The organism is Bacillus sp. B15-48 (assembly GCF_016879755.1).
In the GTDB taxonomy this organism is placed as follows: Bacteria; Bacillota; Bacilli; order Bacillales; family Cytobacillaceae; genus Mesobacillus_B.
In genome coordinates, this window is record NZ_WOFU01000001.1 from 316,560 (window position 1) to 339,156 (window position 22,597).

At 40.1% G+C, this 22,597-nt stretch carries 21 protein-coding genes and 1 riboswitch; of the genes, 5 read left to right on the forward strand and 16 right to left on the reverse strand.

The window, feature by feature from the left end; all coding sequences use genetic code 11:
* Positions 1 to 89: 89 nt before the first annotated feature.
* The 13 genes from GNT69_RS01565 to GNT69_RS01625 all read right to left on the reverse strand — a co-directional run bounded on the left by GNT69_RS01565 (position 90) and on the right by GNT69_RS01625 (position 16,514).
* On the reverse strand, positions 90 to 1,025 hold the full coding sequence (locus tag GNT69_RS01565) for a DODA-type extradiol aromatic ring-opening family dioxygenase (RefSeq protein WP_203553182.1): 936 nt from the start codon (positions 1,023 to 1,025) through the stop codon (positions 90 to 92).
* A gap of 73 nt (positions 1,026 to 1,098) precedes the next feature.
* Positions 1,099 to 2,283: an acyl-CoA dehydrogenase family protein gene (locus tag GNT69_RS01570; RefSeq protein ID WP_203553183.1), complete on the reverse strand. Its 1,185-nt coding sequence runs from the start codon at positions 2,281 to 2,283 to the stop codon at positions 1,099 to 1,101.
* Between the two features lie 474 nt (positions 2,284 to 2,757).
* A complete protein-coding gene (gene cyoE / locus GNT69_RS01575) occupies positions 2,758 to 3,684 on the reverse strand; it encodes a heme o synthase (RefSeq protein WP_203553184.1) in 927 nt (308 codons plus the stop codon).
* A 21-nt stretch (positions 3,685 to 3,705) separates the two neighbouring features.
* Positions 3,706 to 4,263 (reverse strand): hypothetical protein, encoded by a 558-nt coding sequence (locus GNT69_RS01580; protein ID WP_203553185.1) that lies wholly within the window; start codon positions 4,261 to 4,263, stop codon positions 3,706 to 3,708.
* Between the two features lie 2 nt (positions 4,264 to 4,265).
* Positions 4,266 to 4,898, reverse strand: a complete 633-nt coding sequence (locus tag GNT69_RS01585; protein WP_203553186.1) for an SCO family protein — start codon at positions 4,896 to 4,898, stop codon at positions 4,266 to 4,268.
* Between the two features lie 75 nt (positions 4,899 to 4,973).
* Entirely contained in the window at positions 4,974 to 6,659 is a 1,686-nt protein-coding gene (locus GNT69_RS01590) for a cbb3-type cytochrome c oxidase subunit I (protein WP_203553187.1), read from the reverse strand.
* A 14-nt stretch (positions 6,660 to 6,673) separates the two neighbouring features.
* Positions 6,674 to 7,135 (reverse strand): cytochrome c oxidase subunit II, encoded by a 462-nt coding sequence (locus tag GNT69_RS01595; RefSeq protein ID WP_203553188.1) that lies wholly within the window; start codon positions 7,133 to 7,135, stop codon positions 6,674 to 6,676.
* Between the two features lie 12 nt (positions 7,136 to 7,147).
* On the reverse strand, positions 7,148 to 7,315 hold the full coding sequence (locus GNT69_RS01600; RefSeq protein ID WP_203553189.1) for a hypothetical protein: 168 nt from the start codon (positions 7,313 to 7,315) through the stop codon (positions 7,148 to 7,150).
* Positions 7,316 to 7,580: 265 nt separating this feature from the next.
* Positions 7,581 to 9,824 (reverse strand): putative bifunctional diguanylate cyclase/phosphodiesterase, encoded by a 2,244-nt coding sequence (locus GNT69_RS01605; RefSeq protein WP_203553190.1) that lies wholly within the window; start codon positions 9,822 to 9,824, stop codon positions 7,581 to 7,583.
* A gap of 57 nt (positions 9,825 to 9,881) precedes the next feature.
* Complete coding sequence (locus tag GNT69_RS01610) at positions 9,882 to 12,182, reverse strand: putative bifunctional diguanylate cyclase/phosphodiesterase (protein ID WP_203553191.1); 2,301 nt, start codon at positions 12,180 to 12,182, stop codon at positions 9,882 to 9,884.
* Between the two features lie 51 nt (positions 12,183 to 12,233).
* Positions 12,234 to 12,320, reverse strand: a riboswitch (cyclic di-GMP riboswitch).
* Positions 12,321 to 12,459: 139 nt separating this feature from the next.
* Positions 12,460 to 13,560 carry a GerAB/ArcD/ProY family transporter gene (locus GNT69_RS01615; RefSeq protein WP_203553192.1) on the reverse strand — a complete coding sequence of 367 codons (1,101 nt, stop codon included), beginning with the start codon at positions 13,558 to 13,560 and terminating at the stop codon, positions 12,460 to 12,462.
* Positions 13,561 to 13,662: 102 nt separating this feature from the next.
* The gene (locus GNT69_RS01620; RefSeq protein WP_203553193.1) at positions 13,663 to 14,886 is read right to left on the reverse strand and encodes a Ger(x)C family spore germination protein; all 1,224 of its coding nucleotides are present in this window, start codon (positions 14,884 to 14,886) and stop codon (positions 13,663 to 13,665) included.
* On the reverse strand, positions 14,883 to 16,514 hold the full coding sequence (locus GNT69_RS01625; protein ID WP_203553194.1) for a spore germination protein: 1,632 nt from the start codon (positions 16,512 to 16,514) through the stop codon (positions 14,883 to 14,885). The genes GNT69_RS01620 and GNT69_RS01625 overlap by 4 nt, the downstream gene beginning before the upstream one ends.
* Positions 16,515 to 16,629: 115 nt before the next feature.
* Between GNT69_RS01625 and GNT69_RS01630 the strand changes: the two genes are divergently transcribed.
* Both GNT69_RS01630 and GNT69_RS01635 read left to right on the forward strand, forming a co-directional pair.
* Positions 16,630 to 16,866 (forward strand): YczF family membrane protein, encoded by a 237-nt coding sequence (locus tag GNT69_RS01630; RefSeq protein WP_203553195.1) that lies wholly within the window; start codon positions 16,630 to 16,632, stop codon positions 16,864 to 16,866.
* Between the two features lie 141 nt (positions 16,867 to 17,007).
* The gene (locus GNT69_RS01635) at positions 17,008 to 17,382 is read left to right on the forward strand and encodes a YuzC family spore coat inner layer protein (RefSeq protein WP_203553196.1); all 375 of its coding nucleotides are present in this window, start codon (positions 17,008 to 17,010) and stop codon (positions 17,380 to 17,382) included.
* Between the two features lie 46 nt (positions 17,383 to 17,428).
* Here GNT69_RS01635 and purU read toward each other — a convergent pair whose 3' ends face one another.
* From purU to GNT69_RS01650, 3 genes are all read right to left on the reverse strand, one after another.
* Positions 17,429 to 18,328 carry a formyltetrahydrofolate deformylase gene (gene purU, locus GNT69_RS01640; RefSeq protein ID WP_203553197.1) on the reverse strand — a complete coding sequence of 300 codons (900 nt, stop codon included), beginning with the start codon at positions 18,326 to 18,328 and terminating at the stop codon, positions 17,429 to 17,431.
* A 148-nt stretch (positions 18,329 to 18,476) separates the two neighbouring features.
* Positions 18,477 to 19,256, reverse strand: a complete 780-nt coding sequence (locus tag GNT69_RS01645; RefSeq protein ID WP_203553198.1) for a divergent polysaccharide deacetylase family protein — start codon at positions 19,254 to 19,256, stop codon at positions 18,477 to 18,479.
* A gap of 576 nt (positions 19,257 to 19,832) precedes the next feature.
* The gene (locus tag GNT69_RS01650) at positions 19,833 to 20,276 is read right to left on the reverse strand and encodes a PaaI family thioesterase (RefSeq protein WP_203553199.1); all 444 of its coding nucleotides are present in this window, start codon (positions 20,274 to 20,276) and stop codon (positions 19,833 to 19,835) included.
* A gap of 140 nt (positions 20,277 to 20,416) precedes the next feature.
* Between GNT69_RS01650 and GNT69_RS01655 the strand changes: the two genes are divergently transcribed.
* The 3 genes from GNT69_RS01655 to GNT69_RS01665 are packed head-to-tail and all read left to right on the forward strand — an operon-like array spanning position 20,417 to position 22,555.
* Positions 20,417 to 21,109 carry a DUF1538 domain-containing protein gene (locus GNT69_RS01655; protein ID WP_203553200.1) on the forward strand — a complete coding sequence of 231 codons (693 nt, stop codon included), beginning with the start codon at positions 20,417 to 20,419 and terminating at the stop codon, positions 21,107 to 21,109.
* Positions 21,106 to 21,864 (forward strand): DUF1538 domain-containing protein, encoded by a 759-nt coding sequence (locus tag GNT69_RS01660; RefSeq protein WP_203553201.1) that lies wholly within the window; start codon positions 21,106 to 21,108, stop codon positions 21,862 to 21,864. Before GNT69_RS01655 ends, GNT69_RS01660 begins: the two co-directional genes overlap by 4 nt.
* Positions 21,824 to 22,555 (forward strand): P-II family nitrogen regulator, encoded by a 732-nt coding sequence (locus tag GNT69_RS01665; RefSeq protein WP_203553202.1) that lies wholly within the window; start codon positions 21,824 to 21,826, stop codon positions 22,553 to 22,555. The genes GNT69_RS01660 and GNT69_RS01665 overlap by 41 nt, the downstream gene beginning before the upstream one ends.
* Positions 22,556 to 22,597: the final 42 nt, after the last annotated feature.

A 22,597-nucleotide genomic window follows, 5' to 3' on the forward strand; every position in this document is an offset into this window, starting at 1 on the left:
TGAAAAGATTACAAATCTTGCTTAATATGTTCATAAAAAAAGGATAATAATGAGAGAAATCCCCTCATTATTATCCTACAAAATATCCTTTACCCTTGTTTGAATTGGACAATCCCCATCCCAGTAACCCATTCAGGAATGGCCTCATAACAAGCAACCTCTGGTTTAAAGTCTTGAAGAATCCCTAGTAGTACGAGCCAGTTATGGATTTCTTGGCCGCCATTGCCGCCATTCTCTTCAATATATTCTGGACTCCATTGGCGCAGTGCTTGAAAATCTTTTTCCGTAATCAAGCGTAAAAACTCGCGATCCCATTCTTCATTCACTGGTCCCGATTTAATTTGTGTTACCCTCGTTTCCCGCGTCGTCAAATACTCATCTAGCTGCTCAATTTCTTGTCGCCCGTTAACGAGTACTTTAATTAATCCTTGATCTTCCGGCTTTTCGCTTTCAACTTTTGGAATTGGCACCCAGTGCGAAATTCCCCCGGAAGCAACGATTGCTACTTTTTTGTCCGTATCCCATGATTCAATCGCTTGGCGAACAATTTCTCCAACTTGGAAACAGCGGTCCATTGTCGGTAGAGGCGGTGCAACCGTATTGACCGCAATTGGTACGACCGGAATCGTCAATTCGGGATCTAAAAAGTAAATGGCTTGTGTGTGGCCATGATCTACCTTCATTTTCATCGTAAAAGCGAAATCAACATTATTTGCTAAACCTGCATCAAGAATATGCCTTGCTAATTCTTTTTGAACAGGAATCTGGTATTCGGGAATTTGCCAATCCCCCCAACCTTCACAATCACCTATTCCGATTGTGAACGACGGCATATGGTCATAAAAATAACTATTAAAATGGTCATCCGATATTAAGACGATGATTTCAGCACCAACCTCGTTTAGCCACTCTTTCATTTTACTTGCCGTCCGAATGAAATTCTGTCCTTTTTCACCGCCACCAGCTTCATTTGTCATGATCATTGGACTATGTGACATTGCCACACCTGCTACAATTTCAGCCATGTTTTCCCATCCTTTATGCTTAAATTTTCACAATCCATTTATTTTCTTTAAAATTATTAGAAACTGGAAGAGGTTAGCCTCTTACCCCGCCATCAAAACCAAATACTTGCTTTCCGTAGGCAGCAACTGCATCCTCATACAATGACGTCTTATGTGTGGCAACACCAATCATATCTCGTAAGAACAACTCCATTGCGCCACCCTTGTAAAGAGCACCGCCTCCAAGAGTTGTTAACGCTCGAACGGCAATCTCTGTACAAATTTTAACGGCCTTCGTTCTTAATGCGAAAAATTCTGCCATCGGTGTTTCTGCACCATTTTTTTCATAGTTTACGAGCAAGTCCATATATTTTTCCATTAGCGCTTCCGCTTGGTGAAATTCAGTCGTCAATTCTGCTAACACTCTTTGGCTACGAGGAGACTCACTTTCACGCACTCCATCCATTAAGCGAACTCGCTTCTCTGTTAACTCTTTAAATTCTTTGAGAATACGCTCTGCCCCGCCGATTGCCATGTAGGCGAACCCAAAGTAAAAGGCTGGATAAAATGGCACATGATAGAAAGGATAGTCCTTGTCATAATCTGCTTCTGGCGGTCTTCGAGTCGCTTCCGCAACATCAAGTCGTAAAATTCGCTCCATTGGAACGTATACATCTTTCGCAATGACACGATTGCTTCCTGTTCCTCTTAGGCCAAAGGTATCCCAGTTTTTCACAATCTCCACTTCAGATCCTTTTAACATCGGCAAACAAAATTCTGGTTGATCACTATCAGGAAGCTGCATCATGACACCCACACCTACCCAGTCACTGTGAAGGACGCCGCTCACATAGTCCCACTGACCACTAATTCGGTAGCCATCGCCATCTCTTTCTGCTTTTCCTAAAGCGGCAAATATATCACAGATAAGTCCACCTTGATTGACGATTTCATCTCGGCCAGAAGGCGGCAAATAAGCAGGTAAAATATTATGAAGCGGATAAAGATACGTTAACCACGCAGCCGAAAGATTGTAATTTGCCACCTTGCGCACAACCTTTGCAAGCGTTTTCAAATCTGTTTGCGGTCCACCATATTTTTTAGGCAACATCATTCTTGCGATTTCCGTTTCTTTGATTAACTCAATCACATTGTCAGAAACAGTTGAATTTTCCTCCGCTAATTGTGCTTCCTGTTCAGCAAGCTTACCGATTTTCTCTGCCCCTAATAATAATCTTTCTACTGTCGCCTTTTCCTCACTTAATGCATGCATAACCATTCATAACACCCCTTCGTTTTTTTGTTCCAATCAAAAATAATTGGAATCGCTTTCATTCATAACCTACTTAAGTTAGTAATCTTATTCACTGTTTAAAAACAGTTTGTTTGTATGAATCTATCATAAACAATTCTCAAAATTCAGCCTAGGGCAAAACCTGTCCATGTTTTGACATAACTTGACAAGTTTCTGCTCATCTAAGCATGTAAGCATGGGGACGTACCCTGTGCTTCTTCTTAATATTAATTATTGTTTAGTGGGTTAATGATTTTTTATGATGAGGGAAACAAATAGGAAGAACCTAGAAATCTTGCAAAGGTTGCAGCTTATAGTATATGTCAAGTTTGATAGGTAACCATGATAATCTGCAGTTAAATAACGGTGAGGCCAACGATGAAATTTCCTTGGAAGCATAGGGTACGTCCCTATCAAAAAAGATGGGTTTGAGAACCATTTTAGATTCTAAACCCATCTTTATTTTCCAAAAAATGTTACTATAATCATAAAAAAGAACAAAAAGGTTATATAATTCACCGAATAGAGAAAGTTCCAATGTGCCCAATTGTAATCATCTTTTGTCCTAAATCCACTGACGCTTAAAAGGAACCAACCAAAATTCATTAAAGTGGCAAGAATAAGAAAGCTGATTCCGAGTGTTGATAGAAAGAAAGGAAGCGGCAATAAACAACAAATGTAAAAAAGCATATGCCATTTCGTTGTTTTCACTCCGCGGATTACCGGTAGCATAGCAACTCCCGCCGCTTTGTATTCATCGTGCTTCTTGATGGCGATTGCATACGTATGAGGCATTTGCCAAATAAACAAGATGAGAAACAGCACCATTGGCACGATGTGGAGGGTGGAATCAATCGCCGCCCAGCCAATTAAAGGGGGAACCGCTCCGGAGACACTCCCAATTATTGTATTAAACGTATAGCGCCGCTTCGACCACATCGTATAGAGGACAACATAAGTAAACCAACCAACAAATGCGTAGCCAACGGCTTCCACTGAAGTAAATAGCAAGAGAATGAATCCGCTCATAGTAAAAGCTATTCCCATCGCCAATACCACTTTAAGGGAAATCGTACCTGTTACGGTTGGGCGACTTTTCGTCCTCGCCATGACCGAATCAATGTCAACATCATACCAATTATTAAGGATTAGTGCACCGGCCATCACCATCGTACTTCCTACTACTGTTAACAGCGCAACACTCCAAACCTCTACTAAGGAAGTATTTGTGAAATACAGAGCTAACGCCAATCCAGTAATTACAGGTAAAACATTGGAAAATAAAACAACGGCTTTAAAAAGAGACTTCAAATCAGCTAAAAGATTGAAAACTCTTTGCCTAGTTTGGACACTTGTCTTACCAGTCTCTTGTTGCGGCAGAATCATATCATTCACATCCTATGCTTCTTATTCGTATTGTGATGGGTCCACTAAAAAGACATAGATTAAATAGATGACCATGCAGATAGCCATCGTAATAAATCCCCAGCCAAGGATTATTTGATCAATAACGAGATAGTTATTACATAATTGCGCGTTTGCTTGGACATATAACCAGCCCATCACGATGAAAATAATCGTAAAAAAGATTATTAGTGCATTTTTTCCCGTATTGCTTAATTTGCTCCAACTATCTCGTAGAGGGACACCAGCTAAAAATGGCAAACTAATAAATTTAAACAACTCTACACTTTGAACGGTTAATGCTTCATCCATCGTTCGTGGCAACATCCAATACAGCATAATAATTGTGAACAGAAGGATTCCAGGCACTCCGTTTTCGTTGTATTTTTCAAAAAAGGAAGGGATTTTTTTCTGAATGAGGCGGGCCATGAAAAAACCTGAGATCACGAGTAACGGCATCTGCATGTGCATGTGGATAATCATGACAGATTCCATTACATTTGCGACAGGAGGAAGCATTAGTACAACCAACAGGACAAAACCGATTAAAAATTGATTCATCCTTACTCCCCCCTGTTCGTTTCAAGAATTGTAAACAACTTATTTGCCGCACCATCAATGTCCGTATAGTCCATTACATCGATTAAAGTTCCGTTCCCATCCACAAGGTAGAAGGCCGCATTATGCGCGAAATTTCCATATCCATCTGGGATGACAATGACTCCGAACCGCTCAAGTAAATGATTCAATTTGGCTTGATCAAGTATTCTTGCCATCCGCCACGTTTCCCCATCACTGTTAAATAAATCTTTATATTTATTTAATGTTGCTGGGTCATCTCTTGTAGGGTCAAAACTAACACTTAAAAAGACAATGTCTTTCCCTAAATATTCACTAGGAAGCTTTTCATACACTTGAGCCATATTTTGTTCTAATAGAATGCAAACCGTCGTACAGCCCGTATAAATAAAGGTGATAAAAATATATTTATCTTCAAACTCTGAAATAGAATAGGTTCGTCCCTCACTATCTTCAAAATTGACATCAGGGAATTGCGGCTGCTCATCGATCAGCTTTGTCACTCTTGCCGTTTCCGCTGTATAGGCGGTAAATCCATCTGTGCCAATAAAAAATAAGACAAAACCAAATACGAAAACAATCAAACTAGCAAAAAATGTTTGTCGATTTTTGACCACGGAGACCACTCCCCACAATCTAGATTTATTTGAAAGAGATAGCTTTACTCTTAAGCTATCCCTTTCTAAAGTTGATTACCAAGTTTTAAATGGTGGTGATCCTGGAGGTGCATTGATGATCATATCAACAATCGGCCAGACATACGCCATTGAAATGACAATTAACATAAGCACAATCCATATTCCCCAACGTTCTGTCCAGTATGGAGTTTTGGGTGCTCCTGGCTCCTCTTCAGCAAGTGGAAATTCAGTTTCACCTTTTGGAGCAAAGAACATGAGATTAAATACAGCGTATACTTGAATAATCACACCGATTAGTAAAAGGGTTGCTCCGAAACCGATGGCAATCATGTACGGATTCCATCCGAGTATTTCCGCAAAATCTCCATAAGTTGTATATGAAGTTCTTCTAGGAGAACCAAATAATCCGACCATATGCATGGAGATTGCCATAATGACCATCCCAATGGTCCAAATAATCGTTTGTATGACACCTAATCTATTCATCGCTGGCGTTAACACACGGTTTGACAAATATGGCACCAACCAATAGCTTATTCCAAAGAATGTCATCGTAACAGTCATCCCTAAAGTTAAGTGGAAGTGTCCAACAACCCACATCGTATTATGAACAACCTGGTTTAATTGGTTCGTGCTTTGAACAATTCCGCCTGCACCAGCAGGAATGAAAGCTGCCATCGCAATAAACGGAGCTAGGAAGCGAACATCGCCCCATGGCAATTTTTTAAACCAACCAAGTAAACCCTTTCCACCCTTCGCTCGACCTGTGCGTTCGAAAACTCTAAACATCGCATAAGCAGTCATTAGAGAAGGAAAACCAATCGCCAAGCTCATGAAAACATGCATAAATTTAACTGTTTCAGAAATACCTGGGTCAACGATTTGGTGGTGGAAACCACCAGTAATGTTCATGATCACTAACGGAACGACAACCATCCGTGTCAATAAGTCATTAAAACGATAACCGCCAATCACTTTCGGAATGATACAATACCAGGCAGATACTGCCGTTAAATACCAAATGTTAACAGCTGTATGCCCAAATGCCCAATATAAAGTACGTGCAAGCATAACATTAATTCCATCTACCCAGCCGTGGACCCATGGAATAATCATGAAGAGAACCTCAACAGCTACAAATGCCGTTGCACCAACTAATAGAATGAACACCCCTGTCGCAAAGTAAGCAAGAATAGGAAGATGCTGCCCTTTATGATTTTTTCTCCAATTGGCTATTTGGATAAAGGCACCTGCTGACAGGGCCCAAATTCCCAGTACAATCAGTACCAATCCATAATAAAACATTGGATGGGCAGCCATTGGTGGATAAAATGTAAACATAACAGAAGCTTCATTCATTAAAATAGGAATAACTACTAAGACAAATCCGACTATTTTCGTCCAAAAGCCAACCCAGGCGATCTTCCGTACTTTTGGAAGCAAGCCTCCTAGAGTGTGTGATAGTATGGCATAGAAATAACCAATCGTGATAAAGGCTGAAAAAACAACTACTAAAAGCAAACCGTGTGCAGTTAACACTTGATAATAGTTAAACCATGGTGGCAAATCAAAGACTCCAGCACGGTTCAATCCTTGAAATAAACCTAGAAGTCCGCCGAGTAGTAAGGCAATAAAGGCTACGGATAAGTATGATTTCGAGATTCTAGCGTCTTCTAGATTAACCCCTAGTACTTTGTTTGCTTTTTCATTTAATGATGGTGCTGTTACTACAGATTCCATTTTTCTCCCCCCTTTTAATTAACAACTAATTTCGTGCTCATAAATTGATGTCCTGCGCCGCAGTATTCATTACATAACACTAAATATTCTCCAGGTTCATCAAATTTTTGCGATATTTTTTGAATATGACCTGGCATAACCATTGCATTTATATTTGTATCTGCTATTTGAAAACCATGAACAACGTCTTTTGAAGTTAACGTGAAATGAACAGTTGAACCGGCTGGAATTTCAATTTCCATCGGTGTAAAACTAAATATCTGTAACGTCATAACGACCTCATACTCATTTTCGCCAATTTGCTTTACGCCAGGTTGATCAAATGGTGCTGTTTCATCCACTTTTTGCGGGTCTATCGTTTCTGTATAACTAGGAGGTCCCATTTCAAATGCTACAGCTTGATAGGCCGTTAAGACCATAAATCCCATGATCATTCCAAAGCTTAAGATCAACCAAATCTTTTCATCTAAATGCATCTCGCTTCCCCCCTATACTCTTGCCATATAAAGTCCGTAGAGCAAAAAATATGTCCCTAAAATAACCAATCCAACAATTCCAACTGAAATCCAAGTTCCTACTCTTGAAGGTTTCTGAACGGGAACGTTTTCGTTCTCATTCACGATCACCTCTTCAGTATTCACATTAGTGGTTTTCATTGAAATCCCCCCTTTGTTTTCTTACCTTTATCATAGTTGAGAATGATAATCACTTTAGTGAGTTATATCACACCAAAGACACAATTTGAGAACGGAAATCCTCACAAACCGAGTGCCATCAAGGGTTTTCAACATAAAAACTCGAAAAAAAAGATCGTATCATAAGCTAGAAAACTTTGCTTACGATACGATCTTCTTTTGAGACAATCTATTCTTTTTAAATTTTCAAAAAATAAAAAAAGAAACAGGCTTTTGTGCCTGTCCCCTACATCTCGTTCTTTAAAATTTTCGTAAAGTCTTCGGAGTTTGTTGGTTTGGAGAAGAGATATCCCTGTCCAATGATGCGACTGTATTTCGCTAACGACAGTACTTGTTCTTCCCGTTCTATCCCCTCAGCGACAACATCTAAATTTAAATTGATCCCAATCTCAATGATTGTTTTAATAATCGATTGGGTCAATTCGTCTTCGATATCGTCAATAAACGATTTGTCGATTTTTATTGTATCAATCGGTAATTTTTTCAGGACATGCAAGGAAGAGTACCCCATGCCAAAGTCATCGATTGCCGTTTTGACTCCTAGGTTTTTTAGCTGTTTCAATACTTCAGTTGACTCTTCAATATTTTGCATTAAGCTTTCGGTAATTTCTAATTCAAGATAGTGGGGTTCAAGACCCGTTTCTTCTAAAGCTTGCTTGACTGTTGTCACCAAATTACTATATTGTAATTGCACGACCGAAACATTGACTGACACACATAGGGCTGGTATACCTTCGTCTTGCCATTGTTTATTTTGTTGACAAGCCTGTTTTAATACCCATTCGCCAATCGAAACAATTTGTCCGGTTTCCTCGGCAATCGGTATGAATTCAGCTGGAGAGATAAAGCCCAATGTTGAATGGTTCCAGCGTAACAACGCTTCCATACCAACGATTTTTATCGATTTTAATTCCATTTTCGGCTGATAATAAATTTCTAGTTCATTCTTTTCAATCGCCTTTCGCAAACCGGTCTCAAGCTTCATTTTCCGATTTTGAATGACTGCCAATTCACAATCAAAAAAATGATAATGATTCTTTCCTCTTTCTTTGACGAAGTACATTGCCCGATCGGCATTTTTTAATAAGGTTTCGAAATCTTCCCCACTCTCTGGATACAAACTAATTCCAATGCTTGGAGTAATCGTAAGTTCATGATGATTGATGACAAATGGAGCTGCAAACGCTTGTAAAAGCTTTTTGGCAATGAGCTCGCACTCTTCTTCCGTTGTCTTCGGCAGGACCATCACAAACTCATCCCCACCGATTCGATATAGCTCACCGGTTAATTGTAAAGTTTGTTGTAATCGTTTAGATGCGTTAATTAACATACTATCCCCAATGCTGTGCCCATGCGTATCATTAATTTTTTTGAATCGATCTAAGTCGATGAGCAACAGTGCTGCGATATCCGTTTTCCATTTCGCTTCATTTAGAATCTCCGGTAATTCTGCTTGAAAGCTTGCCCGATTTTTCAATCCTGTGAGCGGGTCATGAAACGCTAAATGCTTATACTCAGCCATCAGTTTGGCATTTTTTCGTAAAAGCCATAGTTGACGGAAGATAATCATCACAATAACCGCAACGAGACTGATGCCAAGTTCTGTTAATCGCCAACCAACATTTTGAATGCACAAAACCAATAGAACTAAAACATTGATATACGGAATTAGTTCATCCAATACTCCGATTGTGCCTCTTTTGGTCAACTTCTGTTCAGGAAGATGCTGGACATAGAAGCCTGAGAGACCAATGATTAATAACGCTATTAGCCATAAAAAATCGACGAACAATCCTGGCTGATATCCGTTCGTAAAAAATTGAAAGGTAAACATTGAGTCCGCGATGATTTGGATAAAAAAACTTGCAATTAACAGCCGATAAACTGGGGCTTCTTTCGTTTCTAGCGAAAAATAATATAAATAAAGTGCTACAAATAAAATCGTTAAATCAAGGACCGGATAAGCAATAATAATCGTATGAATGATTGATTCATTGATCCGTTCATAGACAGGACGAATTAAATAATAACTGAAAATCGAAGCAAAACTGATGATGAAAATGACAATATTAAAAAGAGCTGTCCCATTTACAATATTTGTCGTGATCACTTTCACTTTATAAATGAGAGCGAGCAAAAAAAATAAATAGGCTAGGAGAAAGATTAGCAACGCCCGATTTGAAATAAAAACAGAACCAATGGTCAAAAGGCGATAAAACCAGAAGAGCTTCGCAAAAACATAACTTAAGACACCGATACTTAATAAAAGCCAGAAATAGCGCTGTTTCGTCGTTATTTTCTGATAGGCTTTAAAAAGCCCCAAAAAACTAACTCCTCCTACTGCCGCTTGCAGCAAATTTATCCCTAATGCTCGCAGCCACTCATTCTCCACAAACATCCATTGCCACCCGAAAAAAAGACTTAGCGCAATAACAATATAAATGGCTGTAAACTGTCTTATTGTTGCCATTTCATTCAGCCCCTCAAAAAAAGTGGTCGTTAATTAAAGTAACCACTTTGTAAAGAGTTATCCGGATGGGCATTTGACCTCTAATCGCTTCATCGATTTTTGCGTTATTGGACTGACCTTTGTCCTAAGAAGTTTTTCAATTTCGCTTGATGGTGCTGGTTTCGAGAAGTAATAGCCTTGACCAATATCACAATTGTATTTCGCGAGCGAGGCCACTTGTTCCTCGAATTCAATTCCTTCGGCAACGACCTTTAAATTTAAGTTTTTGCCAATATCGATGATCGTCTTGACCATCGACTCATTCATATAATCGGTCATATCATCAATAAATGATTTATCAATCTTAATCGTATCAACTGGGAGCTTTTTTAAAATATGCAAAGAGGAATATCCCGTACCAAAATCGTCAATCGCTGTTTGAACGCCCAGCTCTTTCAGCCTTCTTAAAATCCCCGTCGACTCTTGGACGTTTTGCATTAAACTCTCGGTGATTTCTAGCTCAAGATCACAAGCAATTAAGCCTGTTTCTTGTAAAACCTTTTTTACTGTCGTTACAATATCACTATACTGAAATTGATAGGCCGACACATTGACTGAGACAGTTAGCTTTGGGAATCCTGTCTGTTGCCAAGCCTTCGTTTGTTGACAAGCGGCCTTTAACACCCATTCCCCAATTGAAATGATTTGTCCCGTCTCTTCAGCTATCGGAATAAACTCCCCGGGCGAAATCATCCCTAATTCAGAATGATTCCAACGTAATAACGCCTCCATGCCAATCACTTTTCCCGTATTCAATTCAATCTTCGGCTGATAATGAATTTCTAATTCATTATGCTCAATCGCTAAGCGTAAATCATTTTCAAGCCCCATTTTTCGTGCCAATTTTGCAGCCAATTCCCGATTGAAAAATTCAAAATGATTTTTGCCGCGCTCTTTAACAACATACATTGCACGATCAGCATTTTTAAATAAGGTTTGGCTATCGTCCCCACTCTCAGGGTAAAGACTAATGCCGATGCTTGGGGTCATCGTCACTTCATGATTATCGATTATAAACGAGTGTCTAAATTTTGATAAAATCCGATTGGCCGTAAAGCTGCTCTCCGCTCGCGATGCCTGTGGGAGGAGAATGACAAATTCATCTCCGCCAATTCGATACAATTGACCTCCTTTCGTCAAAATTCGCTTTAACTTTTCGGTAGCAAGCTTTAACATCTGATCTCCTGTCTGGTGGCCAAACGTATCATTAATGACTTTAAAACGGTCTAAATCTAATAAAAGCAAGGCGAATCTTTGATTATCCTTTTTTGCACACTGTAACAATTCCTCTAAATCTACTTGAAAGCTTGCGCGATTATGCAGTCCAGTCAATGGATCATACAAAGCCAATTCTTTATACTGCGCCATGAGCCGATCATTTTTATGTAAAATAAACAATTGACGACCGATAATGAATAGAAAGACAACCGCAATCCCGATGCTAAGAGCATTGAGTTCATCTTTAAAACTTATGGTCCCAACTATTAATAAAATAAGCGCATTGATATACGGAAAGAAACGCTCAACGATATGAAAGGACGTTTTTGTTTCTATCTCCTGTTCTTGTGCTTGTTGCGCATAATAGCCTGAAAGACCAATCATGGCGATAGCAGCCGTCCAAATAAAATCAACCGAGCTGCCGGGAAGATAGCTCGCGAATAACACCTGATATGCATAGACAGAGTCGGCTGTAATTTGCAGAAGAAAGCCGCAAAAAAGAAGGAAAAGCCAGCGTTTCTCATGCCGATTTTCTGAAGAATAAATAAGATAAAGCGTGCCAAATAGAAGACTAATATCTAAGATTGGAAAGGCAAGAATGATAATCGTCATAGCGAGGGAAGAATCGACGATGACATAGATTGGCTGAATGAAAAAATGAGTCAAGAGCGCCGCAGCTGTCGCAACGAAGACGATAAGATTAAAAAAATAGCTGCCATTCGTAATTGAGGCACTCGCAATCCTTGACCGGTAAAATAGGGCAAGCAAAAAGATAAAATAGGCACTCGCAAATAATGGCAACGCCATATAGGACATGAGCGGCATTCCTTCAGCGACTTGATCATAAAGCCAAATCAGCTGTGCTGCAATATAAATCAGCACACCGATGCTCAGCAATAACCAAAAATATCGTTGCTGAGATAACGTTTGCCGATAAGCTTTGTATAGCCAATAAAAACTTAAGCCGCCGATTGCGATTAAAAACAGACTTGTTCCGAAAACAAGCAAAAAAACATTTCCCTTAAAAAGAAAATGCCAACTAATAAATAAGACGATAAAAATCATCAAAATGAATACGCTCCGAGTTTTTCCATTTCCCATCTAAACCCCTCGACCTTCATTCAAATAGATTGCCTCTAGGGTTCAGATCCCTTTGGCAACTCAGCCACCATAGGTACTCTCTCCCTTAGGTCTGTAGCTTTGCGTCCTCATCTTTCAATGAGTTTGCCTTTTTCAACTAGTTTCTATCATAAAATCATCCAATTCGATTTTACCATGACTTGAAACCTAGTATACATAAAGGTCTGGGACTTCACAAATTTATCATAATCATTCAACGAGTTGCCGACAAAAAACTTTGAACCTCTTTTACATCTGTTTATTTCCCCTTCTTGTTACGATTTTTCCAATAAGCAAGTGCTAATAGCAAAATCGGAATTACGACTAAAAAGAGTGGGTGTAAAAACTGGGTAGTGACTTGTAGTCCTTCCTTTAAATGTTCTGGATAACTGCTAGCCGTTGTAATCGATATGAATAATGTAATAATCCCAAAAGGATAAACGAGCTGAGATGCGTTTTTAATTTTAAAAATAATCGATGTCCCCATAACTGCTGCATATAAAAACACGCTGATTTTAAAGAAGATACCAATTACAATCGTGAACATAAAGAACACATCGAGCCGTTCGATAAAATCAGCTAATTGGATGCTTTGAATCGTCGTTAACAGCGGAAACTGGGAACGCTTCGTTGTATCTAAACCTAATACACTAATATTAATCGCCATCACTAACGCTAAATTAATTCCCGTTAAGACTAACGCAATGATTCCGGCACGTTTCGCTTTTTTTGCTTCTTTCAAGTACGGAAGCAGTGTTGAAAATACGGCAATTTCACCAAAGGGAACGTATAATGTTTCAGTTACAACCACACGGAAAACGCGTCCGATTCCTTCTTCTAACACCGGCTTCAGTTCTTGAATTTCAATCAAACCAGAAGCAATGATGAGAATGAAGCCGACGACCGCCAGAAGATACAAGGTAATAAAAAACAGTTCCCCCGTCCTTGCGAGCACCTCAATGCCTTTATGAAGGGCATAAATAATGACGACAATTAACAAGGCGTTTACAACCGTCAAAGGCGTTTGTACATAAGCGGCGGTTACTAGCATCTCACCAAAACTACGAAGCACTCTTGCGGCGAGATAAACGAATAAAAGCACATACAAAAACGCGACCAATTTCCCTACTATTTTTCCCAGCAGCTTTTGCATATATTCAGCTGGGACAAGCTCTGGGAAGAAACGATATAGACGATAATGAACTAAAAATAAACCAATGCCTCCGCACATCGCGATAAGAAGTGCAAGCCAAGCATCACGTCCTGCTTCTGCAGCAATAGGCACTAAAATCGCACTTCCTAATTGAAACGATAAAATGAGGACAAAAAGCTGGTAGGCACTAATTTTTACCTTTTCCATATTTCGTTCCATCCTTCTCTGTTAACAATAAAGTGATCCTTCATCAGTGGGGGCTGGCTTCTTTATCCCCCCACTGGATAGTAGTCACACGGAATATTGCCTTTAGGCTTCTTCGTTGACAATTTTCGGTTTATTGCGCAACCCTGTTCTTCGGATATATACGTCTGCAGTAATCTCAACCTTTAGCTCAGGAAAATAAACATCATGCCATTCATCTTCCCATTTCCCCCAAACTTCTGGGTATGATCTGTAAAAACTTTGGCCAAATCCAAACACGTCGGCTTTTCTTTTTTGAACCTCTTCAACCGCCAAGCGGAGCTCTTTTTCAATCTCTTTTGCCAATACTTTTTCGATTTTTAGTAGTTCATGGGGGTCCGTTAAGTCAATAAATGATGTTAGAAGCTCTTCGATACTCCCTTCTGTCTCCACTTTTATGTGTACTTCTGGCCGACCATTTTTTATTTTCGGAATCACTTTCGTCGATTGGCGAATTAAACTATAAACGACTGATTTTTTTTTATCTTGATAATCAATACTTATCCCTGTATTTTGAATCTTATCAAGAATCCAAACGACTCCTCTTGCTGTTTCATCGTCTAGCCAGTCAACTAATTTCCCGTCTTTAAACAGACCGAGTCCACTGGCAGTTAACCCGGCGTCAGGGTCTGTTGTTTGAATATTTTCAAGCTTTTTCCCTTTTTCATAGTCTCCACTAATTTCAAACCCTGAAATGACCGGTTCTTTGCCTGCCGAAGTTAAATCTTTGACTACGGTTTGCAGATTAACCACGACGGATTCTCCCCATTGCTGCGCTGTAAAGCGCAAATTTTTAATCACCTTTTGAGCAGGAATTTTATCAACACGAGTCAACACGTTTAAAAACTCAGAGGCTTTCGCATCTCTAACAATGACGATGTTCGCCGTCATTCGAAATTCGGGATGTCGTTCAATTCCATCTAAAACCGTGGCAAGGCCTTCCTTGCGAACAAGCTCTTCACTTAATACTACAAGATTTGTATGCGCATAATATCGTCTTCTTGGGAGCCTCGCGGTAGCCATCCGATTGACTTCAAACATATTATCTCCTGAAGCCTGATAAGTGGAAATTGGCGGCGCCTCTGTTTCGCCTCCTCCTTCCATCCCTCCAGCAACATTGGCAGGATTAATCACTTGTAATGTCACCGTATAGCGCTTCCCATTTTCACCTCCATCAACTCCAAGTGCCGAGATGATTGCTAAATCATTCAATTCTTTTTGGCTCCAACAGCCTGTGAGAAGTAAGCTACAAAGGAAAAACAACGATAAAACACCTTTATATTTTTTCATCGCATATCCCCTTCTTCTTCTTGTTTGCTGTTAACCATTGCTCGGCTCTTATCTGGCTTCGGCCGTTGATTGTCGCCAACACGTTTTGTTTCCTTCGCAATCAATTTCGGACGATTTTTCCCAGCCCAAAATGGCAGCCGGACTACGCTATCGCCAAGGCTTGAAACGACCGTCGGGGCAATTGGAGCAAAGAAAGGAATTCCAAATGATCGTAAGCTCGTGAGATGAATGACAAGTATGAGCAGTCCGAGAATGATTCCGTAAAATCCCATAACCGCTGCTACCACCATAAACATAAAGCGAATAAGGCGAGTCGATATCGCCATCGCAAATGAAGGAGTGGCAAAATTGGCAATCGCCGTAATCGCGACGATAATGACCATCGCTGGGGAAACAATTCCCGCTTGAACGGCTGCTTGACCAATGACAAGCGCACCAACAATCGAAATCGCAGAACCAGCGGCTCGCGGCATGCGCACCCCCGCTTCTCGTAAAATTTCAAAAGCGACTTCCATGATAAGTGCCTCGATAAACGCTGGAAATGGTACCGTATCCCTTTGGGCAGCAATTGCAATTAACAATGGCGTTGGAATCATTTCTTGATGGAACGTCGTCCCTGCAATATACGCCGCCGGGGCAATCATGGCAATAAAGAAAATCATCACACGTAAAAACCTTAATGCTGTCGCGATATCCGCTCGGTCATAATAATCTTCCACTGACTGGAAAAATTGAATAAAGATGGTCGGAGCAAGCAAAACAAATGGAGTTCCATTCACGAAGATTGCGACCCGTCCTTCAAGCAAATTCCCGGCGACCATATCTGGTCTTTCTGTATGGTAAAGAGTCGGAAATGGCGAATACGTTTGATCCTCAATAAATTGCTCAATATAGCCTGATTCAAGAACGGCGTCAATTTCAATTCGCTGTAGGCGGTCACGAACTTCTTGGACAATTTCATCTTTTGCAATTCCTTGAATATACATAATTGCCACATCGGTTTTTGTCACTGAGCCGATTTTCATTGGTTCTATCCAAAGTTTCGGGTTTTGAATCCGCCGGCGAATTAACGCTAAATTCGTGCCAATGCTTTCCGTAAAACCATCCCTCGGTCCTCTTACCGTCACTTGACTGCTTGGCTCTTCAATCGACCGTTGTTCACCGCCTATTGTACTAGCACTCAACGCTTTCGGTATGCCATCAACAAGGATGAGGGTTTCACCTGACATTAACGATTGGAAAAGACTGCCCCATTCTGTATGAACGGTAACATGCCCGAGGGCAACAACTTCGTCTTGTAAAATCTCAAACGGATCTTTTTCGGGTAACTCCCTATGAAGCTCACGATTTTTAATGATTGCTTCAATGAGGAAATCATTAATCGTTTGACTTTCGGAGATCCCCTCAATATAAACAACCGCTGTTTTCATTCCGATTTTTTCATCAAAGGAAGCTTTACGAATCACAACGTCCATGCTGTTCCCGGTTTTATCTTTGATCATTTCCAGTTGTACAGCTAACAAAGGGCTGATTGGTTCGTTGGCAATAGAAGGTTCTTGCCGAATATTCTTTTGTTTCGCGACCGGCTTCACACGCTTAAGTTGTCTACTTTTAAAGAATGAAGGCATATTACTTCAGAACCTTTCCTTTTTTTACAATTTCCCCCTATAATGGTTGAATTATTCCTTATGTTCCTTTTCATTTTTATTAGAGATAAGGACAAACTAATTGTAGGTGATTCTCATGAAAATAATCGCGATTTCGTTCCTTATTTTATTTATTTTAATTGGATTTTCACTAAGTATTGATGTGCTAATGGGCTTTGACCTTAGGACGTCGGTCCATCATGCCTTTAGCCCGCTTATCGTCAAGGAAGCGATTGAATTTTTCGTCTTCCTGTCTCTCTTTCTCATTGTTATTGGCCGAGCTGTTTACTTTCATTTTATGGAAAAAAACGAAGGGCAAGCGGATAAAAACTGATGAAAGGCATCCTGTCAATGACAGGATTTTTTTTATTAAATAAGTGTTTAGGAGAATTGGACATCTAAATCGAAGGGTCAAGCACAGCCACCGTTTATCCTTGCATAAGTATATAGAAAAATAAGGAGGCTATTTCTCAACATGTATCCTTATCCGTACTCCTGTTATCATGCCAATCGTTTCTATCACCATCAAACATCCCCCTATCATCACTACCGCCAGTACCCGCCCGTAGATGAAACGACTTTTATTCAATCCGTGGAAACGATTCAAATAATCGCGCGGGATGCCAGTACCATTTTAAACAAATTGTCAGATCGAACGTTCGCACACCAGTTAATGACTGCCGCCCAACAGGGGAATCAAAATGAAGTAAATCGCTTAATGAATTCCATTGGCATAAGCTCGCAAGTCAACACCTCTTTTACCCCAACTGGAATTGAATTAAAGCTGCAAAACAGCACGGCAAATGGCCAATGCTGCACGTTAACGATGTTTTTGAAGTGGGGAAATTAATATGGAGAGAAAACAAAAATCCCCTTAAAACCAGGGGATTTTTTCACTAAAAGACGATTGTTTTGTTGTGATGGACGATAACCCGGTCTTCAATCTGCCATTTAACCGCTCGTGCTAACACACTTCGTTCAATTTTGCGGCCAATTTTTTTCAATTGGATAACATCGTCGCGATGATCGACACGACTAATATCCTGCTCAATGATTGGCCCTTCATCAAGGTCATTTGTCACATAATGCGATGTTGCTCCGATCAGTTTGACACCGCGATCATACGCACGTTCATACGGTCTTGCACCAACAAATGCAGGCAAGAAAGAATGATGAATATTGATGATTTTATTTGGATGGGCAGCGACAAATTTTGGCGTTAAAATTTGCATATAACGTGCCAAGACAACGAAATCAATATCGTATTCTTGTAATAGCTGATTTTGTTTCGCTTCGACTTGTTCACGAATGTCTTTGTTGGCTGGAATATAGTAAAACGGAATTTGCAATCCTTCAACAATTGCTCTCGCTTCTTCGTGGTTACTAATTACGAGCGCAATATCGACCATTAAGTCGCCACTTTGCCATTCCCATAAAAGTTCTTGCAAACAATGGAGTTCTTTCGATACAAAGATGGCAACCTTTTTAATATGATACACATGCGTCAAATTCCAATCCATTGAAAAGGTTTCAGCAATTTCAGTAAACTGGTGCTCCATCTCAGCCGCTTTTTCCTTTAATTGCGGACATTCAAATTCAATCCGGATAAAAAAATCTCCGCCTTCCGGATTGGTGGAATATTGACTAGATTCAATGATATTCGCCTGAAATGAATACAAAAACTTAGAAATTGCCGAAACAATCCCTGGTTTGTCCGGACAGCTAACTAATAAACGACCACGATTTTTATTCTGTTCTTGAAAGGCATGAATTTGTTCCTGTATATACGAGTTCATTGCAGTACCTCTTTCTTCTAAAAATAACGCAGATGATCGAGAAACATTATACATGAAGTTCGCGAAGTTTTGGGGATTAATTTATTTGAACTCCATTTTGCAAATGAAAAAGACCGGTTTGAACTAAAAAACCAGCCTTTTTAAAGGTTTAACGCAATGGGTTGTTAATTAGCTCGGACTCAGGAATTAACGCTGAGAGCGGGACGATTTCTGCCTTCTTCTCATATTTAGGGATATATGTTTTTAGCGCACTGACGACTTTTTCACCAGTAACCCCGACATGTCCAATCGCAATAAACTTCTCTTTCTCTTCAAGTTGATTCACCATTTTCGCTGCCTGCCGATAAATATGTTGTTCCGAATAGATATGGTCAAAAAAGAAATCATTTTCTAAATAAGGGACCGATAATTCACTCGCAATTTTCGGGATCACGCTGTTGCCAGTCGTTTTACTATCAAGGTAAAAAAGCCCATGCTCGCGACAAACCTCTAAGATAATTTTCATTATGCGTTCATCTTCGGTTACTTTGGAGCCCATATGATGATTCATTCCGACCGCATATGGAACATTTTCAATTGCTTTTTCTACTCGATTCCTAATTTCTTTATCACTCAAATCGGTCGTAATCGCCCCAGGACCTAACCAACTCTTTTTTCCTTTTTTCGGTTCCATCGGCAAATGAACGATGACTTCATGCCCTTTTTCATGTGCGAGCTTTGCATCACTCTCAGTGGTCGGCAAAAACGGCATCACCGCAACAGTTAGCGGAATAGGAAGCGACAACATCTCCTCTGTTCCTTTCATGTCATTGCCAAAATCATCAATGACGATGGCTAATCCCCTTTTTGGTTGTTGTTCCGTTTCTACAAGCGCCATTTGCGGAAAGATCGAAAAAATCACAAGCAGTGCCGCCATAAGCCCCCTCATATGAACCACTCCTTTTTCAATTAAGATGGCACAAAAGAGTGGGAATCATCCATGAAATAAAGAAGTGGTTTAAGAAAAGGTGGATTGTTCATAGATAGACTAAGTTTTATATTGCTAGTACTTGGATTAACTGCGATTTTCGGCCTTGGGGTTTATTCCTAGTACTCGGATTAAACACGATTTTCGGCCTTGGGGTTTATTCCTAGTACTCGGATTAAACGCCTTTTTTAGCTTGGTTTTATACGAGTACTGGGAATAAGCCGATTTTTTGCCGTTTTTTATTGCGAGTACAGGGATTAAATCAGACCTCTGACCTCATTTTATTGCTAGTACTCGGATTAACCCCTCATTTTAGGCCGTTTTATTGCGAGTACTAGCAATATATCAGCAAAATCCCTTCATTTTAATACGAGTACTTGGATTAAAAAACGCGTTACCAGCATTATCGTTCAAAAAACAGCTCGTCATAATGGTACTTTCCAAAAACATCCACTAAAAAATAAAAATCAGTCGCTTTATTCCCGGCATCAGCTTTCTTTTACGAGTGACGGTGCGTCTGTCAGATTGGCGGTCTTCTTAACTTTTCATTTTTTTCTCATAACGATAAAATGTCCCCGATGTCTTACACATAAGTTCTCCAGCTTCATTGCACACTTCCGCTTCAATAAAGGAAACTTTGTAGCCATCTTTTACATAACGAGCTGTCGCCTTTAATGTTCCTGTTGACGTTGCCTTAAAAAATGTGTTTTTCAGTTCAAGCGTCACATATGGGGCATCTTTAAACTGAAAATTTAAATGTCCCATCGCTGTGTCAGCAAGCAATGTAAAAATCCCGCCATGGACAATCCCAGTTGGATTCAGCATAATCTCACTCACTGGGCATGTAATCGTACATGTTTTTTCATCTTCATCATAGTCAAACTCAAATTGAAGCAACTTAAACATAAAAATACTCTCAGGTTTTAAGGCTGCGGTTTCATACGCCTTTTCCACTTTTGCCATAAATTGTTGCTTATCCATATCCATCCCTCTCCTTGCAATCTACATTTTTCAATATCATACCATTTTAAAAATAATGTTTAAATTTTTCCATTATTCGCTATTTTATCATGATAAAATAAAAATGGTACGAATGTTTAAAAGCGTTTGAGGAGGATGCAATGGACGATATAAAAGATACAATTAAAGAGGTGGTCCTTGCGATCATCCCATTGTCGGCCGTTATTATTCTTTTGCAGTTTACATTCATTGGAATGCCGATGGATGTGTTTATGCAATTTCTTATAGGGGTAGCAATGGTCTCTATCGGTTTAATTCTTTTTTTACTAGGGGTAAATTTAGGCTTTTTACCGGTTGGCGAGATGATTGGTTCGGCCCTACCAAAAATCGGGAAGGCTTGGCTAGTCGTGCTGGCTGGCATCATTCTCGGTTTTGTCGTAACTGTTGCCGAACCTGATGTACGAGTGTTAGCACTACAAATTGATGTCGTTTCAAACGGAGAAGTTCCTGGCCACATCCTTATTACAGCCGTCGCTCTTGGTGTTGCTGTCTTTGTTGGTTTAGCGATGCTGCGAACGATTTTTAACATTCCCCTCGGTTATCTTTTAGTCGGTGGATATACGCTTGTGTTTTTATTAGCTGCGTTTACACCGCGGCAGTTTGTTCCAATCTCTTTTGATTCAGGCGGGGTGACCACTGGACCGATGACCGTCCCGTTTATTTTAGCATTAGGGGTTGGTGTCGCTTCAGTATTACGCGGGAAATCAGCTTCATCTGATGGCTTTGGTTTAGTCGCGCTCGCTTCGATTGGGCCGATTCTTGCTGTGTTATTATTGGGGGTGGTTTATGGATGACCACAAAAATTTTTGCTGGTTTTGATGATGTACTGATTGAAGTTGCTTTTGCATTGATTCCTCTGCTGCTATTCTTTTTATTCTTTCAATTTTTCATTTTAAAACTACCCGTCAAGAAACTAAGGGATATTTTAATTGGTGTATTTCTGACTTATTGGGGATTAGCGTTTTTTCTACAAGGGGTTCATATTGGCTTTATGCCTGCAGGAGAAGCAATGGGGAGAATCCTCGGTGGAATGAGTAAACCTTCCGTTATTCTGATTGGTTTTCTGCTCGGATTTGTTTCGACATTTGCCGAACCTGCCGTTCGCATCTTAAATCAACAGGTGGAAAAAGTATCAGGTGGCTATATTTCTCAGAAGGTGATGCTTTATACTTTATCCATCGGTGTTGCGATTGCGATTGCGTTGTCGATGGTGCGCATCTTGCTCGGGATTCCGCTTTGGTATTTTATTTTGCCAGGATATTTGATGGCGCTTGTCTTAATTGGCTACTCATCTGCAACTTTTACAGCAATCGCCTTTGATTCAGGTGGAGTTGTGACCGGACCAATGACTGCTTCTTTTCTCATTGCTTTATTTGTTGGGCTTGCCTCCGCACTTGATGGCAGTGACCCGATGTTAGATGGATTCGGCATGGTTGCATTAGTTGCTTTAATCCCGATTTTATCCGTATTATTATTAGGGTTTCTCTATTCGCGAAAGGAGAAGGAAAATGAACGAAGCCTCCAGCAAGAGAGTCGAGAAAGTGAATAAACATCATAAATTACTTATTACCATCGTTAAAAAAGGGCTCGCTACAAAGGTCGTAAAAGCCACGAAAGATGCTGGTGCTGAAGGTGGTACAATTCTCTTTGGTAAAGGACAAGGCATTCATAATAAAAAGAAGTTTTTAGGTATGAGCATTGGCTCAGAGAGAGAAATCATCTTAACCCTATTTCCGCATGAGAAGATTGATGCCATTCTTTTAGCAGTGGAACAGTCAGGCCAATTAACGAAGCCATCACGAGGAATTGGCTTTGTCATTGACGTAAAAAAGTTAATTGGCGTGCCCCATCTTGTTGGGGAGGAAAATGAACAGGTGGAGGTCGCAATGGAACGTTCGATTCAATATGACTTAATCGTAACAATTGTTAATAAAGGGCACTCTGATCAGGTGGTAGAGGTGTCGAAAAAAGCTGGTGCAGAAGGTGGGACGATTATCCACGGGCGCGGTACTGGTATTCATGAACAAGCAATGCTGTTTTCGATTCCGATCGAACCAGAAAAAGACATTGTGTTAACGTTAATCGACCGAACGCTTACGGAAAAAGTTCTTCATGCGATCAATGTCGAGGCTGATCTGCAAAAACCAGGAAAAGGGATTGCCTTCGTTCTCGACGTTGAAAGAACAATCGGCATTAATCATGTATTGAATAGGATGGTTAATGAAGAGTTTAATAAATGAAACTAGGGGCTCTCTAAAAGCGAGAGAGTAGGGCCCTACTCT

Excerpts from the sequence above, each read along its gene's own strand:
- GNT69_RS01565 (WP_203553182.1), bottom strand. The coding sequence starts at position 1,025 with ATGGCTGAAATTGTAGCAGGTGTGGCAATGTCACATAGTCCAATGATC.
- GNT69_RS01610 (WP_203553191.1), bottom strand. The coding sequence starts at position 12,182 with ATGGGAAATGGAAAAACTCGGAGCGTATTCATTTTGATGATTTTTATC.
- GNT69_RS01600 (WP_203553189.1), bottom strand. The coding sequence starts at position 7,315 with ATGAAAACCACTAATGTGAATACTGAAGAGGTGATCGTGAATGAGAAC.
- GNT69_RS01645 (WP_203553198.1), bottom strand. The coding sequence starts at position 19,256 with ATGAGGGGGCTTATGGCGGCACTGCTTGTGATTTTTTCGATCTTTCCG.
- GNT69_RS01635 (WP_203553196.1), top strand. The coding sequence starts at position 17,008 with ATGTATCCTTATCCGTACTCCTGTTATCATGCCAATCGTTTCTATCAC.
- GNT69_RS01590 (WP_203553187.1), bottom strand. The coding sequence starts at position 6,659 with ATGGAATCTGTAGTAACAGCACCATCATTAAATGAAAAAGCAAACAAA.
- GNT69_RS01625 (WP_203553194.1), bottom strand. The coding sequence starts at position 16,514 with ATGCCTTCATTCTTTAAAAGTAGACAACTTAAGCGTGTGAAGCCGGTC.
- GNT69_RS01655 (WP_203553200.1), top strand. The coding sequence starts at position 20,417 with ATGGACGATATAAAAGATACAATTAAAGAGGTGGTCCTTGCGATCATC.
- GNT69_RS01630 (WP_203553195.1), top strand. The coding sequence starts at position 16,630 with ATGAAAATAATCGCGATTTCGTTCCTTATTTTATTTATTTTAATTGGA.
- GNT69_RS01650 (WP_203553199.1), bottom strand. The coding sequence starts at position 20,276 with ATGGATAAGCAACAATTTATGGCAAAAGTGGAAAAGGCGTATGAAACC.
- GNT69_RS01660 (WP_203553201.1), top strand. The coding sequence starts at position 21,106 with ATGACCACAAAAATTTTTGCTGGTTTTGATGATGTACTGATTGAAGTT.
- GNT69_RS01620 (WP_203553193.1), bottom strand. The coding sequence starts at position 14,886 with ATGAAAAAATATAAAGGTGTTTTATCGTTGTTTTTCCTTTGTAGCTTA.
- GNT69_RS01595 (WP_203553188.1), bottom strand. The coding sequence starts at position 7,135 with ATGCATTTAGATGAAAAGATTTGGTTGATCTTAAGCTTTGGAATGATC.
- purU (WP_203553197.1), bottom strand. The coding sequence starts at position 18,328 with ATGAACTCGTATATACAGGAACAAATTCATGCCTTTCAAGAACAGAAT.
- GNT69_RS01570 (WP_203553183.1), bottom strand. The coding sequence starts at position 2,283 with ATGGTTATGCATGCATTAAGTGAGGAAAAGGCGACAGTAGAAAGATTA.
- GNT69_RS01615 (WP_203553192.1), bottom strand. The coding sequence starts at position 13,560 with ATGGAAAAGGTAAAAATTAGTGCCTACCAGCTTTTTGTCCTCATTTTA.
- GNT69_RS01580 (WP_203553185.1), bottom strand. The coding sequence starts at position 4,263 with ATGAATCAATTTTTAATCGGTTTTGTCCTGTTGGTTGTACTAATGCTT.
- GNT69_RS01605 (WP_203553190.1), bottom strand. The coding sequence starts at position 9,824 with ATGGCAACAATAAGACAGTTTACAGCCATTTATATTGTTATTGCGCTA.
- cyoE (WP_203553184.1), bottom strand. The coding sequence starts at position 3,684 with ATGATTCTGCCGCAACAAGAGACTGGTAAGACAAGTGTCCAAACTAGG.
- GNT69_RS01665 (WP_203553202.1), top strand. The coding sequence starts at position 21,824 with ATGAACGAAGCCTCCAGCAAGAGAGTCGAGAAAGTGAATAAACATCAT.